The 14,842-nt window shown below is 56.7% G+C and carries 17 protein-coding genes; 9 read left to right on the top strand and 8 right to left on the bottom strand.

The features are described from left to right. Nucleotide 1: 1 nt before the first annotated feature. The 3 genes from osmW (at nucleotide 2) to clcB (ending at nucleotide 3,213) form a co-directional block, all read left to right on the top strand. Complete coding sequence (gene osmW, locus ACQG0T_RS10470) at nucleotides 2-649, top strand: osmoprotectant ABC transporter permease OsmW (protein WP_006808875.1); 648 nt, start codon at nucleotides 2-4, stop codon at nucleotides 647-649. Next, nucleotides 649-1,797, top strand: coding sequence for an osmoprotectant ABC transporter ATP-binding protein OsmV (gene osmV, locus ACQG0T_RS10465; protein WP_003857446.1), 1,149 nt, complete (start codon nucleotides 649-651; stop codon nucleotides 1,795-1,797). The genes osmW and osmV overlap by 1 nt, the downstream gene beginning before the upstream one ends. Before the next feature lie 105 nt (nucleotides 1,798-1,902). Next, the gene (clcB, locus tag ACQG0T_RS10460; RefSeq protein WP_058685815.1) at nucleotides 1,903-3,213 is read left to right on the top strand and encodes a voltage-gated ClC-type chloride channel ClcB; all 1,311 of its coding nucleotides are present in this window, start codon (nucleotides 1,903-1,905) and stop codon (nucleotides 3,211-3,213) included. Here clcB and bioD read toward each other — a convergent pair. The 3 genes from bioD to ACQG0T_RS10445 form a co-directional block, all read right to left on the bottom strand. Then, the gene (gene bioD, locus ACQG0T_RS10455; protein WP_015570628.1) at nucleotides 3,148-3,843 is read right to left on the bottom strand and encodes a dethiobiotin synthase; all 696 of its coding nucleotides are present in this window, start codon (nucleotides 3,841-3,843) and stop codon (nucleotides 3,148-3,150) included. The genes clcB and bioD overlap by 66 nt on opposite strands. Before the next feature lie 129 nt (nucleotides 3,844-3,972). Continuing rightward, nucleotides 3,973-5,193 (bottom strand): sugar metabolism global transcriptional regulator Mlc, encoded by a 1,221-nt coding sequence (mlc, locus tag ACQG0T_RS10450; protein ID WP_426723785.1) that lies wholly within the window; start codon nucleotides 5,191-5,193, stop codon nucleotides 3,973-3,975. Between the two features lie 121 nt (nucleotides 5,194-5,314). Then, entirely contained in the window at nucleotides 5,315-6,220 is a 906-nt protein-coding gene (locus tag ACQG0T_RS10445) for a LysR family transcriptional regulator (protein ID WP_015570629.1), read from the bottom strand. 121 nt (nucleotides 6,221-6,341) lie between these two features. Between ACQG0T_RS10445 and ACQG0T_RS10440 the strand changes: the two genes are divergently transcribed. The 5 genes from ACQG0T_RS10440 (at nucleotide 6,342) to ACQG0T_RS10420 (ending at nucleotide 10,709) form a co-directional block, all read left to right on the top strand. Continuing rightward, nucleotides 6,342-7,595, top strand: coding sequence for an MFS transporter (locus ACQG0T_RS10440; protein WP_017384556.1), 1,254 nt, complete (start codon nucleotides 6,342-6,344; stop codon nucleotides 7,593-7,595). Between the two features lie 74 nt (nucleotides 7,596-7,669). Then, nucleotides 7,670-9,154, top strand: a complete 1,485-nt coding sequence (locus ACQG0T_RS10435) for a carboxypeptidase M32 (protein ID WP_015570631.1) — start codon at nucleotides 7,670-7,672, stop codon at nucleotides 9,152-9,154. 149 nt (nucleotides 9,155-9,303) lie between these two features. Continuing rightward, a complete protein-coding gene (gene asr / locus ACQG0T_RS10430; protein WP_003857459.1) occupies nucleotides 9,304-9,609 on the top strand; it encodes an acid resistance repetitive basic protein Asr in 306 nt (101 codons plus the stop codon). 92 nt (nucleotides 9,610-9,701) lie between these two features. After that, entirely contained in the window at nucleotides 9,702-9,785 is an 84-nt protein-coding gene (locus tag ACQG0T_RS10425; protein ID WP_057979992.1) for a hypothetical protein, read from the top strand. Nucleotides 9,786-9,887: 102 nt separating this feature from the next. Further along, nucleotides 9,888-10,709: a trypsin-like serine peptidase gene (locus ACQG0T_RS10420; protein ID WP_003857461.1), complete on the top strand. Its 822-nt coding sequence runs from the start codon at nucleotides 9,888-9,890 to the stop codon at nucleotides 10,707-10,709. A gap of 5 nt (nucleotides 10,710-10,714) precedes the next feature. On the opposite strand, the gene mdtI is transcribed toward ACQG0T_RS10420, so the two are convergent. The 3 genes from mdtI to ACQG0T_RS10405 form a co-directional block, all read right to left on the bottom strand. Continuing rightward, nucleotides 10,715-11,044, bottom strand: a complete 330-nt coding sequence (mdtI, locus tag ACQG0T_RS10415) for a multidrug/spermidine efflux SMR transporter subunit MdtI (RefSeq protein WP_003857463.1) — start codon at nucleotides 11,042-11,044, stop codon at nucleotides 10,715-10,717. After that, the gene (gene mdtJ, locus ACQG0T_RS10410) at nucleotides 11,031-11,393 is read right to left on the bottom strand and encodes a multidrug/spermidine efflux SMR transporter subunit MdtJ (protein WP_015570633.1); all 363 of its coding nucleotides are present in this window, start codon (nucleotides 11,391-11,393) and stop codon (nucleotides 11,031-11,033) included. The genes mdtI and mdtJ overlap by 14 nt, the downstream gene beginning before the upstream one ends. Nucleotides 11,394-11,511: 118 nt before the next feature. Beyond that, nucleotides 11,512-11,682 carry a hypothetical protein gene (locus ACQG0T_RS10405; protein WP_006808891.1) on the bottom strand — a complete coding sequence of 57 codons (171 nt, stop codon included), beginning with the start codon at nucleotides 11,680-11,682 and terminating at the stop codon, nucleotides 11,512-11,514. A gap of 132 nt (nucleotides 11,683-11,814) precedes the next feature. Between ACQG0T_RS10405 and ACQG0T_RS10400 the strand changes: the two genes are divergently transcribed. Next, nucleotides 11,815-12,855: an AI-2E family transporter gene (locus ACQG0T_RS10400; protein ID WP_015570634.1), complete on the top strand. Its 1,041-nt coding sequence runs from the start codon at nucleotides 11,815-11,817 to the stop codon at nucleotides 12,853-12,855. Here ACQG0T_RS10400 and ACQG0T_RS10395 read toward each other — a convergent pair. Both ACQG0T_RS10395 and ACQG0T_RS10390 read right to left on the bottom strand, forming a co-directional pair. Next, the gene (locus ACQG0T_RS10395; RefSeq protein ID WP_032104218.1) at nucleotides 12,852-13,799 is read right to left on the bottom strand and encodes a zinc-dependent alcohol dehydrogenase family protein; all 948 of its coding nucleotides are present in this window, start codon (nucleotides 13,797-13,799) and stop codon (nucleotides 12,852-12,854) included. The genes ACQG0T_RS10400 and ACQG0T_RS10395 overlap by 4 nt on opposite strands. Further along, nucleotides 13,792-14,826, bottom strand: a complete 1,035-nt coding sequence (locus ACQG0T_RS10390) for an LLM class flavin-dependent oxidoreductase (protein WP_017384559.1) — start codon at nucleotides 14,824-14,826, stop codon at nucleotides 13,792-13,794. Before ACQG0T_RS10390 ends, ACQG0T_RS10395 begins: the two co-directional genes overlap by 8 nt. Between the last annotated feature and the right edge of the window lie 16 nt (nucleotides 14,827-14,842).

The following is a 14,842-nucleotide window of genomic DNA, read 5'->3' as shown; positions in this document are numbered from 1 at the left end:
TATGGAGACGATTCACTATATTCTCGACAACTGGGACTATCTCTTAACCCTGACGCTGCAACACTTGTGGCTGGTGGCGCTCGCCGTGGGCCTGGCGATTATTATTGGCGTGCCGCTGGGCATTTTAATTGTCCGCCATAAATGGCTGGCAACGCCGGTGCTGGGGATTGCCACCATTGTGCTCACCATCCCGTCAATTGCGCTTTTCGGCCTGATGATCCCGCTCTTTTCGCTGATCGGTCAGGGCATTGGCGCCCTGCCCGCGATTACGGCAGTGTTCCTCTATTCGCTGCTGCCGATTGTGCGTAACACCCACACGGCGCTCGACAGCCTGCCGCCGGGCCTGCGTGAAGCGGGACGCGGCATCGGCATGACCTTCTGGCAGCGTCTGCGCTGGGTGGAAATCCCGATGGCGTTGCCGGTGATTTTTGGCGGCATCCGCACCGCCGTGGTGATGAACATCGGCGTCATGGCGATTGCCGCCGTGATCGGCGCGGGCGGGCTGGGCCTGCTGCTGCTTAACGGTATTGGCGGGAGTGATATTCGTATGTTGATTGCGGGCGCGCTGATGATTTGTCTTTTAGCGATTGTGCTCGACTGGTTGCTGCACCGTTTGCAGGTGGTACTGACTCCGAAGGGGATTCGATAATGATAAAACTGGAAAACCTCACCAAACAATTTTCACAGAAACACGGCCAGACGTTTAAGGCCGTCGACAACGTCAACCTGAACGTGCCTGAAGGGGAAATGTGCGTGCTGCTCGGCCCGTCCGGCTGCGGGAAAACCACTACCCTGAAGATGATCAACCGTCTCATTACGCCAAGCAGCGGGACGATCCTGATTAACGGCGAAGACACCAGCGGAATGGACACCGTGACCCTGCGTCGCAACATTGGCTACGTGATCCAGCAAATTGGCCTGTTCCCCAACATGACCATCGAAGAGAACATTACCGTCGTGCCGCGCATGCTGGGCTGGGATAAAGCGCGCTGTAAATCCCGTGCCGAAGAGCTGATGGATATGGTGGCAATGGATCCGCATAAATTCCTTCACCGCTATCCGCGCGAAATGTCCGGCGGTCAGCAGCAGCGTATCGGCGTCATCCGCGCGCTGGCAGCGGATCCTCCGGTCCTGCTGATGGATGAACCGTTCGGCGCGGTCGACCCGATTAACCGTGAGGTGATCCAGAACCAGTTCCTGGAGATGCAGCGCAAGCTGAAAAAGACCGTGATGCTGGTGAGCCACGATATTGACGAAGCGCTGAAGCTGGGCGACCGTATTGCCGTCTTCCGTCAGGGACGTATCGTGCAGTGCGCCAGCCCGGACGAGCTGCTGGCGAAACCCGCGAATGAGTTTGTTGGCTCGTTTGTTGGTCAGGACCGGACGTTGAAACGCCTGCTGCTGGTATCGGCGGGCGACGTCACCGACCAGCAGCCTACCATTACGGTACGCGAATCGACGCCGCTGCCGGAGGCCTTCGCCACCATGGATGACAACGATATTCGCGCCATTACCGTGGTTGATGAGCACGGCAAACCGCTCGGCTTTGTGAAGCGCCGCGAAGCGCGTAACGCCAGCGGCAGCTGCGGGGATATTCTGCATCCGTTCCGCATGACCGGTAAGGCCGAGGATAACCTGCGCGTGGTGCTTTCTCGCCTGTATGAGAGCAACACCAGCTGGATGCCGATTGTGGACGAGGACGGACGCTATAACGGCGAAATATCCCAGGATTATATTGCGGAGTATTTGAGCTCAGGGCGTACGCGCCGGGCGTTGAATATTCATAGCGAGAGTTAAGCATTCAGGCCGGGTACTGCCCGGCCTTTTTCCGCACGCATACCTTTTGCTAACCTCCCGATTTACCGCCACAATATTGTATCGTCCCCGTTAAATCACGACTTCATGCAACGTCTTCACGCTTACCCCGACATCCGCGCGATGTTTCGTCGTCTCCTGATTGCTACCGTCACCGGCGTGCTGGCGGCGCTGGCCGTTGCGGTGTTCCGCCACAGCATGTATCTGCTGGAGTGGCTATTTCTCAGCAACGAAAGCGGAAGTCTGGTGAACGCCGCAGCCGCGTTATCACCCTGGCGGCGGGCGCTGACGCCTGCGCTGGGTGGTCTGGCCGCGGGAATGCTACTGTGGGGATGGCAGCGCATGACGGCACAACGTCCCCACGCCCCCACCGATTATATGGAAGCGCTTGAGACGGGTGACGGCCAGTTTGATTACGGCGCCAGCCTGGTGAAATCCCTCGCGTCGTTGCTGGTGGTCGCCAGCGGCAGCGCCATCGGCCGTGAAGGCGCCATGATCCTGCTTGCTGCCCTCGCCGCCTCCTTTTTTGCACAACGTTGTACGCCGAAATCCGAATGGAAACTGTGGATCGCCTGCGGTGCCGCCGCCGGGATGGCCAGCGCCTATCATGCGCCGCTGGCGGGCAGCCTGTTTATCGCAGAGATCCTGTTTGGCACGCTGATGCTGGCCTCCCTCGGCCCGGTGGTGATTGCTGCTGTAGTGGCCCTGCTGACCACGCGCCTGTTAAGTCCCGGCGCGAATACGCTATATGATGTCCATCTCAGCGAGATGCTTACGGCGATGGATTATTTCCTGATCGTTGGCGTGGGTCTGCTGGCTGGCGTTTGCGGCCCGCTGCTGATGTGGCTGATGGCGGCCAGCCACAGGCTGTTTCTGCGTCTCAAACTTTCACCGCCGTGGCAGCTGGCGCTGGGTGGTCTGATCGTAGGGCTGCTGTCGCTGCTGACGCCGAAGGTATGGGGGAATGGCTATAGCGTGGTTCAGGCGTTTTTGCAGTCGCCGCCGCTGCTGTCGGTGATTGCTGGCGTCTTTATTTGCAAGCTGCTGGCGGTGCTGGCAAGCAGCGGGTCCGGCGCGCCGGGAGGCGTGTTCACGCCAACCTTGTTCGTCGGTATGGCAACGGGAATGCTGTTTGCGCAGATCTTTGCGCTGTGGTTTCCTGGCTCTGAGACGGCGATCCTGCTCGGACTGGCGGGTATGGCGACGCTGCTCGCCGCCACAACGCATGCGCCAATCATGTCGGCCTTGATGGTATGTGAGATGACCGGGCAGTATTTTTTACTTCCCGGTTTGCTGGTTGCCTGTGTTGTGGCGTCGGTATTGTCGAGAACGCTACGCCACGACTCGATCTACGGCCAGCATACCGCCGAAAGCCGAGAGATCGATGTAGTGCGCTAATTCGCGCTGCTCGGCGCGGGGCAGATAAGGCAGTTCGCCCACCAGCGGGCCAGGCAGCTTTTTGCTCAGCACATCGATGATTTCAGCGTAGTGCGCAAGACCCGGGTTAATACGGTTCGCCACCCAACCAATCAGCGGCAGGCCGTCATTAGCGATAGCCTGCGCCGTCAGCAAGGCATGGTTGATGCATCCTTCCTGAATGCCCACGACCATAATCACCGGCAACTGCTCCTGCACCACCCATTCGGAAAGGGGACGTAAATCGTTCATCAGGCTGCGCCAGCCGCCGGTCCCTTCAACGACAACGTGGTCAACCTTTTCACTCAGATTTGCCAGGCCATCAGAAAGCAGGCTGTAGTTGATAAGCCCACTGTGAGCGACGCTGCTTTCCTCTTCGCTTAAGGCGATAGGATTAACGGCATCATAAGGCAGTTCCAGAGACGAGACGCTTTGCAGAACCAGGGCATCCTTATTGCGCAGCCCTTCTGGCGTCTCTTTACTGCCTTTTGCAACCGGCTTGTATCCTGCAACGCGTTTACCGCTTGCCGCCAGGGCCTGAAGTAACGCGCGGGATACGACTGTCTTCCCGACAGACGTATCCGTACCAGTAATAAAGAAACGCTTAAGCATGACTCATTCCACCTCTTGGGTATGCTTCAAAATATAAACCAGGTAAATAATTCAGTGGGGAAAGTCTACGGGATGCGTGCGCTACCGGGCTTGAGATAGCGCAATTTTTCGTACATCTCTGGAAAAGAGTTAGCCCTGTAGCAAACGAATCAGTAACGAGCCGTTGTACATCGCATCTTTTACCAGCGCGGCGCCGGCCATCGTACCCTGGTTGGAAAATTGCGTACTTTCGACCACGATGTTTTTACTGTACGCGGGAAGCGCCTGCTGATTGATGCAGGAGGAAATCGCCGGAAAGAGGATATCCGCCGCCTGGCTGAGCGGGGAGCCGATCAGTATTTTTTGCGGGTTAAACAGGTTCACCATAATGGCCAGAATGCGCCCGACATTATTGCCCACGCCGGTAATAATGTCCTTCGCCAGCAGATCGCCCTGCCTTGCCGCAGCGCACAGTGCCTCGACGCTTAACGGTTGACCGTGCAGCGTGGAGCTCATCGACTGGCTGAGCCGCACCTGCGCCAGCTCCAGCACGCTTTCGACGCTGGCAATCGTCTCCAGACAGCCATGGTTACCGCAGTAGCAGCGTTTTCCGTACGGATCGACCTGCGTATGGCCGATCTCCACCAGGCTACTGCTGCCAGCATGCAACAGACGCCCGTCGGTGATCACACCTGCGCCAACGTTATGATCAATCACCACCTGAATTACGTCGCGTGCGCCCCGGGAGGCACCAAACAATGCCTCCGCCATCGTCCAGGCGCTGATATCATGCTGAATGTAGACCGGCACACCGGTGTGGTTTTCCAGCACGTCGCCCAGCGGCATCTCTTTGACGTTTTCATAAAACGGCATGCGGTGAACAATGCCATTTTCGGTATCAATAATTCCCGGCAGGGTGATCGCAATCGCCGTTAAACGTTCAAGACGCTGCTGGTGACGAATAAAGAACTGGTCGATGTGGGTCAGAATGGCATCGAGAAGTGGTTGCTCTGCATTAAGCGGGAGTTCCAGCCGGTCCTCCACCACCAGCTTGCTGCTGAGGTCGCGCAGCGCGAGGAAGATTTCCCCGCGGCTAATCCGCAGCGACAGGTAGTGCCAGGCTTCCGTTTCCACCACCAGCCCTACCGCCGGACGGCCACGGCTGCCCGGCTCCTGAATTTCTGTTTCCTGAACCAGATGGGCTTCCAGCATTTCGCGGACAATCTTGGTAATACTGGCGGGTGCCAGTTGTGCCAGGCGCGAAAGATCGATACGCGAAACCGGACCAAGCTGATCAATCAGGCGATAAACGGCACCCGCGTTGGTCTGCTTGATCTGATCGATATGCCCTGGCTGACTATCAGCAACCACCTCGTACTCCCTTATTTTCGAGCTTCGAAATAAACTGAGGGCTATGGTGAAGCACTTCAATGGCTGACGTCAAATTTTTACTTAGCCATGTGATTTACTGCACATTTTCGCCCACTTTTCCCTATAAATAATGCCCGCGAGAAGCGGTAATTAATTGTTCTTTGAAACGCTGTGCCGCATGGCTCTGTTCATGATGTTTAGACCACACCAGCCACATCTCTGAGACTGCATCCTGCTCGGCTATCTTCACCCAGCGCATTTCCGCCAGTTGTACCCGTTTAAATGAGGCCGGGAGAATCGACACGCCAAGCCCTGCGGCAACGAGACCAATGATCGTCATGGCTTCCCCCACCTCCTGCGCGATAGTCGGGACAAGGCCATATCGCCGCATCAGACCAAGAATATCGTCATACAACCCGGTACCCACCTGTGGGTCAAAAAAGACAAACGGCTCTTTCGCCAGTTCAGCCAGCGAGACGCTGTGCTGCGCGGCGAGCGGATGATCCCGGGGGATCATCGCCATCAGCGGTTCGCGGAGGATCACCTGCCACGCCAGGGTATCAGGCAACTGCGTGTTACGCATCAGCCCCAGGTCGAGCGATCCTTCGTTAAGCGGCGATATCTGCTCCCGGGTATTTATTTCGCGCGTCTGAATATGCACATCCGGAAAGTTACGGCGAAACGAGGATAGCGTTTGTGAAACAGCGCTGATAAAGGGGGCCGATGAGGTAAACCCGATGCGCAGCTCCCCCGTCTCCCCAAGATAAAGCCGTTCCGCTCTGGCGGCGGCGTCCTCCACCATACTCAGGATCTGCCGGCTATCGGCGAGAAACTGTTTTCCCGCCGCCGTCAGGCTCACGCTGCGGTTGGTTCGCGCCAGCAGACGCGCCCCGACCTGCTGCTCCAGGATCTGGATCTGCTGGCTTAGCGGTGGCTGAGAGATATTCAGCCTTGCCGCCGCACGACCAAAATGCAGCTCTTCGGCGACGGCGACAAAATAGCGCAGATGGCGCAGCTCGATATTCATATTTTTAAAGTATCATTTGAGATTATTAATATATTAGACAGAATATTTACATTTTCCTACCCTAATCTTGTGGTCATACCCGTCACCAGAAACCACGGGGATGTTTAAGCAAGGATTATGTGTGAGCCGTACAACGACCGTTGATATCGCGCCGGCCAGCGACATTGATGATTTACCCGCAGCACCGCAGCCGGTTCAGTTTATTAAACGTGGTACCCCCCAGTTTATGCGCGTCACGCTGGCGCTCTTCTCAGCGGGTCTCGCCACTTTTGCCCTGCTCTACTGCGTTCAGCCGATCCTGCCGGTCCTGTCGCATGAATTTGGCGTGTCGCCAGCCAGCAGCAGTATTTCGCTCTCCATTTCCACCGGGATGCTGGCGATCGGTCTGCTGTTCACTGGGCCACTTTCGGATGCCATCGGGCGTAAGCAGGTCATGGTAACGGCGTTAATGCTGGCCTCCGTGTGTACCTTGCTGTCCACCATGATGACCAGCTGGCACGGCATTCTGGTCATGCGCGCGCTGATTGGGTTATCCCTGAGCGGCGTTGCGGCGGTCGGGATGACCTATCTCAGCGAGGAGATCCACCCGAGCTTCGTGGCCTTCTCCATGGGGCTGTACATTAGCGGGAACTCTATCGGCGGGATGAGCGGACGCCTGCTCAGCGGTGTGTTTACTGATTTCTTTAACTGGCGCATTGCGCTGGCCGTTATCGGCTGCTTCGCCCTCGCTTCGGCGCTGATGTTCTGGAAAATCCTGCCGGAATCGCGCCATTTCCGCCCGACCTCCCTGCGTCCGAAAACGTTATTTATCAACTTTCGTCTGCACTGGCGCGATCAAGGGCTGCCCCGTTTGTTCCTGACCGGTTTCCTGCTGATGGGCTCGTTCGTGACGCTGTTCAACTACATTGGCTATCGTCTGATGCTTTCACCGTGGCATCTTAGCCAGGCATTGGTGGGTTTGCTCTCGGTGGCGTATCTCACCGGGACATGGAGTTCGCCAAAAGCGGGCGCCATGACCGCGCGCTTCGGCCGTGGTCCGGTGATGCTGGTTTCCACCGCCGTAATGCTGTTCGGACTGCTGATGACGCTTTTCTCTTCCCTGTGGCTGATTTTTGCCGGAATGCTGCTCTTCTCTGCGGGCTTCTTTGCCGCGCATTCCGTTGCCAGCAGCTGGATTGGCCCGCGCGCGCGCCGCGCCAAAGGTCAGGCTTCGTCACTGTATCTGTTCAGTTACTATCTTGGTTCCAGCATAGCCGGTACGCTCGGCGGGGTGTTCTGGCACAACTACGGCTGGAACGGCGTGGGCGGATTTATCGCGCTGATGCTGTGCGCTGCGCTGCTGGTGGGCGCGAGCCTGCATAAACGACTGCATTAACATTCAGCCCTCTTCGTGTTTAAATCGAGCCGATGCTAATTTTTGTCATCGGCTGATTCAGACACGAGGACTTCATGAAAAACAATAATTATCAACAACTCACCCGCACCTTCCAGCGCCTCTCCCGCTTCTCGCACCTCTCCTCCATCGCCAGCTGGGACATGTTCACCATGATGCCGCCAGGCGGCAGCGCCGCGCGCGGTGAAGCGCTGGCGGAGATGAGCGTCCTGCAACATCAGATCCTGACCGATAAAAAAGTGGGTGAATGGCTGGCGGCGGCGGCAGACGAAGATCTGAACGACGTTGAGCAAGCCAACCTGCGTGAAATGACACGCCACTACCAGCAGGCCACTTTACTGCCGGAATCGCTGGTGGAGGCCAAATCGCTGGCGGGCAGCAGGTGTGAACACGCGTGGCGCACTCAGCGTCCGGCCAACGACTGGCAGGGCTTTTCAGCCAACCTGAAAGAGGTGGTGAAACTCAGTCGTGAAGAGGCCCGCCTGCGCGCTGAGGCTAAAGGCTGCACGCCTTACGACGCGCTGCTGGATATCTTTGAACCCGACATGACCAGCGCTCGCCTGGATGTGCTGTTCGGCGATCTGAAGTCCTGGCTGCCGGAGCTGCTGGCAAAGGTTGTGGAAAAACAGGCTCAACGATCGTTCGTTCCGCCACAGGGTCCCTTCCCGACCGCCACGCAGCGCGAGCTGGGCCTGGAAGCGATGAAAATGCTTGGCTTCGATTTTAACGGCGGTCGTCTGGACGTTAGCGCCCACCCGTTCTGCGGCGGCGTGCCGGAAGATGTGCGTATCACCACGCGTTACGATGAAGATGAACTGCTCAGCGCGCTTTTCGGCGTGATCCACGAAACCGGACATGCCCGCTACGAGCAAAACCTTCCGCGAGCGTGGGCCGGCCAGCCCGTTGCGCTGGCGCGTTCTACGGCGATCCATGAATCCCAGAGCTTGTTCTTTGAAATGCAGCTGGGCCGCAGCGACGCTTTCCTGAAGCATCTGCTTCCGGCGGTTCATGCCCGTTTCGGTAGCCAGGCGGCATTCAGCGAAGAGAATTTTATTGCCTGGAACCAGCGCGTGAAGCCGGGCTACATCCGCGTTGATGCGGATGAAGTGAGCTATCCGGCGCATGTGGTGCTGCGCTATGAGATCGAGCGCGCGCTAATCAATGGCGAAATTGAAGTCGATGATATTCCCGCGTTATGGGATGAGAAAATGCAGGCCTGGCTTGGGTTATCCACCAAAGATAACTACCGCAACGGCTGTATGCAGGATATCCACTGGACCGACGGCGGTTTTGGCTACTTCCCGTCTTACACGCTGGGGGCAATGTATGCGGCACAGCTGTTCCATGCCGCCAAAACTGCGCTGCCCGGGTTGCAGGCATCCATTGCCGGGGGCGATTTCTCGGCGCTGTTTGACTGGCTGCGTCAGAATATCTGGCAGCACGGCAGCCGTTTCAGCACGTCGCAGCTCATCACCCAGGCCACGGGTGAAGATCTGAATATCCGCTACTTCCGCGAACACCTGACGTCCCGCTACCTGTAACCGAACGCGCCGGGGGTCCACCCTGGCGTTGTACATATGGTTACACGCCGATACCAATCACTCACGGAAACCCCGAATTTACAGGGATATAGTTATTTCAACGGCCCCGCAGTGGGGTTAAATGAGAAACCAAATTCGAGGGTATGAAAATGAAAAAAGTATTAGCTCTGGTTGTTGCCGCTGCTATGGGTCTGTCTTCCGCTGCATTCGCGGCTGAAACTACCGCCACCGCAGCGCCTGCGGCATCCACCGCTGCTCCGGCCAAAACGGTTCACCATAAAAAACATCACAAAGCGGCTAAACCAGCGGCAGAACAAAAAGCGCAGGCCGCGAAAAAGCACCATAAAAAAGCGGCAAAACCTGCGGTAGAGCAGAAAGCCCAGGCGGCTAAAAAACATCACAAAAAAGCGGCAAAACACGAAGCGGCTAAACCTGCTGCACAGCCAGCAGCGTAAGAGTACAAGCTTAACCGTGCCCTTCGGGGCACGTTGGTAAACCGGCGCTGAACGGGTTTGCGGTCAGCGCCGTTTTTTTATCCGGAGGGCGTATGCTGCGGCGCTATCGGTTTGAGTTCATTCTTATCCTGCTAATTTTATGCGCGCTCATCGCCAGCCACTTTTATCTTTCCTGAATGTAGCACGCTGATTTTACTCCCACTTTCTCGCCGTCGCGTCTATAGTATTTTCATAGGGTTCACTTTTAATAATCATAATTACCCCCACCAGAGTGTGATATGCGTAAATCTGTTGTGTTGTTACTGGGAACGTTTAGCCTTTTTGCTGGCTTTTCACATGCGGATGATGGCGACGATGACGCCATTAGCGCCAAAGAGGTAAAGACGCTGTTTTTTGGTCATGACGATCGTACGCGTGTCACCGATCCTACCGAATCGCCCTGGGATGCCATCGGGCAACTGGAAACCGCCAGCGGCAATTTATGTACCGCAACCCTCATTACGCCACGCCTTGCGCTGACGGCGGGTCATTGCCTGTTAATGCCGCCTGAAGGCAAACCGGATAAAGCGATCGCCCTGCGCTTTGTGTCGCAAAAAGGAATATGGCGCTACGAAATTCACGGTATTGAGGGGCGAGTGGATCCGTCGCTTGGCAAACGCCTGAAACCGGATGGCGATGGCTGGATTGTGCCGCCCGGGGCGGCCTCCTGGGATTTCGGGCTGATCGTTTTACGTTATCCGCCGTCCGGGATCACCCCGCTGCCGCTCTTTGATGGCGATAAGGCCGCGCTCACCGCCGCCCTGAAAGCCGCCGATCGAAAAGTGACGCAATCAGGTTATCCTGTTGATCACCTCGATTCGCTGTACACCCATACGGACTGCGTGGTGACGGGTTGGGCGCAAAACAGCGTACTGTCGCATCAGTGCGATACGCTACCGGGTGATAGCGGATCGCCCCTGATGTTAAAAACCGATAACGGCTGGCAGCTGATTGGCGTTCAGAGTTCTGCGCCAGCGGCGAAAGACCGCTGGCGCGCCGATAACCGGGCGTTGTCGGTGACCGGTTTTCGCGACCGGCTGGAAGCCCTGGCGCAGCAGTAGGTCACTCAGGCCAGTTTAATCATGATCATGCCGGCGAGCAGTAATACCAGCCCTATCCAGCCTTTATTGTTTAAACGCTGCCCGAACATAATCCAGCCTGCCGCCAGGGTGGCGGCAATACCGAAGCCCCCCCACAGCGCATAGGCCACGGACAGATCGATGCCTTTCACCGCCTGTGACAGGGCGCTAAACGCCCCCAGAACCGCGGCAATCGATAACAGGCCGTAGGCTTTACGACGAAAACCGTCGGAGAACTTCAGAAAGACGTTGGCAATAATTTCCAGAACGATGGCGAAAGCCAGCCAGGCCGCGTGGATCCATTCAAACTGCTGCATGGGTCTGCTCCTTCTGCTGTTTTGCCGGTTTGCGTGTACCCGATTTAATCAGCACGATACCTGCGACCAGGGTCGTCAGCCCGGCAATTTTCATTGTCGTCAGGGTTTCATCAAATAACATGACGCTAAACAGCGTAATCAATAAAATACCAATACCTTCCCACAATGCGTATGCCACGCCCAGCGCGATTTTTTTAACCGCAAAAGAGAGGAAAATATAGGAAAGCGTAATCATGACCAGCATCAAAATAAAACCGGTGCTGCCATCACTCACGCTTGCCCATTTCATCGACAAGGTGCCGGTAATTTCAGCGACGATCGCCAGAGCTAATAAAATCCAGTAAAACATGTTTTTTCTCCTGCTTGAGAATATAATCCATCGAGGCTCGCTGCGGACAGCAAACCAAAAAATTGGGAATTAAATCAGTTAGCTAAGCGCATAGCGCTAGCTCAGGCAGAAGACGTGACTATAGCGCGGAACGCCAGTGTTGCTCACCAGAAAGCAGGCAGAGGGAGGTTGAAAACAGAGCAGAGTTGTTTGAAAAATACGTCCTGAACAAATTGTCCATAAAATTACAATTATCCGCGGTGTTGCTTCTCGTCTTTGCGGATGAAAATTGTCCTCGGTAGTTGAACACGCCTGATTTGTATCATAAGCCAGGAATTTACTCAAAGCCTTTTCATTTCTTTACCCAGTCTGTTTGATTTTGGTTAGTTTTTTTAATCCGCTTTCCCCTCTATTATAAATAAAAAACTGTTCAGGAACGTCCATGGCCAAACCTATTATCACCCTCAACGGGCTTAAGATCGTCATCATGCTGGGCATGCTGATGATCATTCTGACCGGCGTTCGTTTTGCGGCCGATATCATCGTGCCTTTTATCCTGGCGCTTTTTATCGCGGTGATCCTCAATCCGCTGGTGCAGCGAATGGTGCGGCTGCGCATCCCGCGTGTGCTGGCGATAAGCCTGCTTATCAGTATTATTATCGTTGCGATGGTGCTGTTAGTCGCCTATCTGGGAACCTCCCTGAACGAGCTGGCGCGGACGCTACCGACATACCGCTCTTCCCTGGCGACCCCGCTGCTGCAAATTGAACCCTGGCTGCAACGCGCGGGTATCGAAGTCTCGGTTGAGGAACTGCTTAAATACATCGATCCGAATGCCGCCATGACGATTGTCACCAGCCTGCTGGCACAACTCTCCAACGCCATGACCTCGATTTTCCTGCTGTTCCTGACGGTTGTGTTTATGCTGCTGGAAGTTCCACAGCTGCCTGCAAAGCTCCAGCACATCATGGTGCGTCCGGTAGAGGGAATGGGCGCCATTCAGCGCGCGCTCGACAGCGTTTCACGCTATCTGGTGCTGAAAACGGCCATCAGCCTGGTGACGGGATTAGTGGTCTGGGGGATGCTCGCCGCGCTGGATGTGCGTTTTGCCTTTGTCTGGGGGCTGCTGGCCTTTGCGCTCAACTATATTCCTAACATCGGCTCCGTGCTGGCGGCGATCCCCCCTATCCTTCAGGTGCTGGTTTTCAGCGGTTTGTATGATGCCCTGATTCTGCTGGCAGGCTATCTGGTGATTAACCTTGTCTTCGGGAACATTCTCGAACCACGGATAATGGGACGCGGGCTGGGGCTTTCAACCCTTGTTGTGTTCCTGTCCCTGATTTTCTGGGGCTGGCTGCTCGGGCCTGTCGGCATGCTGCTCTCCGTTCCGCTGACAATTATTGTCAAAATTGGCCTGGAGCAGACCGCCGGTGGACAAAGTATCGCTGTACTGCTGAGCGACATGAGCCATAAGGCCGATTAATTGTCCATCGACAGCATGGGCTTACCCGTTCTTCCCGCTTCGCGATAGTTGCCCACTGCCCGCTGCCATTCCGACAGCGGGTAGAGGGTGACATCGCTGCACTGGCTGGCGCGCAGTTTAGGCCAGATGCGCCGAAACTCCGCCTGCCACGCCTCAGCGCTCAGCGCGTCCAGATAGTTACGAATGTGAAACCACGCCACGCGCGGCAACGGCCGCTGCTGCCGGAAGGTCTGCCCGGAGAGTAGCCCGTAGCAGACAAAGGTGCCGGTTTCGGGCATCACGCTCAGGATCGTCTCCGCCAGACTGCCGCCCGTGGCGTCGTACACCACCTCCGCTTGCGCGGCGGCAGCGTTGACGGCGGCCGTATCATGTTGCGCAATCGGGACGATCCCCATTTCAGCCAGACGTTGAGCGTGCACGGGCGAGCGATGGATCCCGTAAACCGCCTCTGCGCCCGCCTGGCGTGCCCATTGCCCGAGCAGAACGGCGCAGTCAGAACCGGCAGCGGTGAGCAGCACCGTTTTCCCGACCGGAGGATAGCGGTCCAGCATTATCTGTGCGGCAAGCGGGTTGATATACGCCCGCGCGGCAAGTAGCGAGTCGACGTCGTCCGGGACGGGAACCGCATACGCCGCCGGGCAGTCGACATAGCGCTGCCAGGTTCCCTGCCCCCGTAACGGCAGGACCCGCTTGCCCAGTAGCGCCGGATAAGCGGCGGGCGTTTCGGTCACTATTCCGACCCCTTCATAACCGGCTATCGCAGGCAGCGGCGTGCGATGGCGATATGCTCCGGTGATGGGGATGAGATCGGAGGCGTTCACCGGGGAAAAAAGCATGCGCACACGTATCTCTCCCGGCTGTCGCGGCGACAATGGTGTAGTTTCCGCTTGCAGTACCGATTCAGGCTCACCAAACCGGCGATACCAGAGAGCCAGATTAAGCATTGCGATCGCGCCATCCCATTTCCGGTGCGACATGTTTCAGGATGGACTCGATCACATGTGCGTTGTATTCCACGCCCAGCTGATTCGGCACGGTAAGTAACAGCGTATCCGCTTCCGCGATCGCTTCATCCTTTTTCAACTGTTCAATCAGCTTGTCTGGCTCTGCGGCATAGCTGCGTCCGAAAATGGCCCGCGTTTTCTCATCCAGATAGCCCACGCTGTCGCTTTCATTGCGGCTTGAACCGAAATACATCCGGTCGCGATCGTCCATCAGGGCAAAAATACTGCGGCTGACCGAAACGCGTGGCTGACGGGTATGCCCTGCCTCAGCCCAGGCCTGTCGGTAGGCACGGATCTGTTTTGCCTGCTGAATATGGAACGGCTCGCCGGTTTCATCATCTTTCAGCGTTGAGCTTTGCAGGTTCATCCCCAGTGTTGCCGCCCATACTGCCGTTGCATTAGAGCCAGCCCCCCACCAGATACGATCGCGTAAGCCTTCTGAATGCGGCTCCAGACGCAACAATCCCGGCGGGTTTGGGAACATCGGCTGTGGGTTAGGCTTCGCAAACCCTTCACCGCGTAATACATCAAGCAGTACCTCTGTGTGGCGGCGCGCCATATCAGATTCGTTTTCCCCTTCCTGCGGCACGTAACCAAAATAACGCCAGCCATCAATCACCTGCTCCGGGGAACCCCGGCTGATACCAAGCTGTAATCGCCCGCCGGAGATGAGATCTGCCGCGCCAGCATCTTCCGCCATATACAGCGGATTTTCATACCGCATGTCGATCACGCCCGTCCCGATTTCAATGCGTTTGGTTTTCGCGCCTATTGCCGCCAGCAAGGGGAATGGCGAACTGAGCTGGCGGGCAAAGTGATGCACACGGAAATAAGCCCCGTCCGCGCCCAGCTCTTCGGCGGCGACCGCCAGATCGATGGACTGTAGCAGCGTGTCAGCCGCGGTTCGCGTGCCGGACTGGGGTGACGGCGTCCAGTGACCAAACGACAAAAATCCGATCTTTTTCATAGTGGAGTATCCTGAT

Source organism: Enterobacter cloacae complex sp. 302F9 (assembly GCF_050030335.1).
In the GTDB taxonomy this organism is placed as follows: Bacteria; Pseudomonadota; Gammaproteobacteria; order Enterobacterales; family Enterobacteriaceae; genus Enterobacter; species Enterobacter hormaechei_C.
The sequence above is the reverse complement of the archived record's forward strand: the minus strand, read 5'-3'. Positions and strand labels throughout refer to the sequence as shown.

What these genes read in the sequence shown, in the direction of transcription:
- osmW (WP_006808875.1), top strand. Translation starts at nt 2, where the DNA reads ATGGAGACGATTCACTATATTCTCGACAACTGGGACTATCTCTTAACC.
- osmV (WP_003857446.1), top strand. Translation starts at nt 649, where the DNA reads ATGATAAAACTGGAAAACCTCACCAAACAATTTTCACAGAAACACGGC.
- clcB (WP_058685815.1), top strand. Translation starts at nt 1,903, where the DNA reads ATGCAACGTCTTCACGCTTACCCCGACATCCGCGCGATGTTTCGTCGT.
- bioD (WP_015570628.1), bottom strand. Translation starts at nt 3,843, where the DNA reads ATGCTTAAGCGTTTCTTTATTACTGGTACGGATACGTCTGTCGGGAAG.
- ACQG0T_RS10445 (WP_015570629.1), bottom strand. Translation starts at nt 6,220, where the DNA reads ATGAATATCGAGCTGCGCCATCTGCGCTATTTTGTCGCCGTCGCCGAA.
- ACQG0T_RS10435 (WP_015570631.1), top strand. Translation starts at nt 7,670, where the DNA reads ATGAAAAACAATAATTATCAACAACTCACCCGCACCTTCCAGCGCCTC.
- asr (WP_003857459.1), top strand. Translation starts at nt 9,304, where the DNA reads ATGAAAAAAGTATTAGCTCTGGTTGTTGCCGCTGCTATGGGTCTGTCT.
- ACQG0T_RS10425 (WP_057979992.1), top strand. Translation starts at nt 9,702, where the DNA reads ATGCTGCGGCGCTATCGGTTTGAGTTCATTCTTATCCTGCTAATTTTA.
- ACQG0T_RS10420 (WP_003857461.1), top strand. Translation starts at nt 9,888, where the DNA reads ATGCGTAAATCTGTTGTGTTGTTACTGGGAACGTTTAGCCTTTTTGCT.
- mdtI (WP_003857463.1), bottom strand. Translation starts at nt 11,044, where the DNA reads ATGCAGCAGTTTGAATGGATCCACGCGGCCTGGCTGGCTTTCGCCATC.
- mdtJ (WP_015570633.1), bottom strand. Translation starts at nt 11,393, where the DNA reads ATGTTTTACTGGATTTTATTAGCTCTGGCGATCGTCGCTGAAATTACC.
- ACQG0T_RS10400 (WP_015570634.1), top strand. Translation starts at nt 11,815, where the DNA reads ATGGCCAAACCTATTATCACCCTCAACGGGCTTAAGATCGTCATCATG.
- ACQG0T_RS10395 (WP_032104218.1), bottom strand. Translation starts at nt 13,799, where the DNA reads ATGCTTAATCTGGCTCTCTGGTATCGCCGGTTTGGTGAGCCTGAATCG.
- ACQG0T_RS10390 (WP_017384559.1), bottom strand. Translation starts at nt 14,826, where the DNA reads ATGAAAAAGATCGGATTTTTGTCGTTTGGTCACTGGACGCCGTCACCC.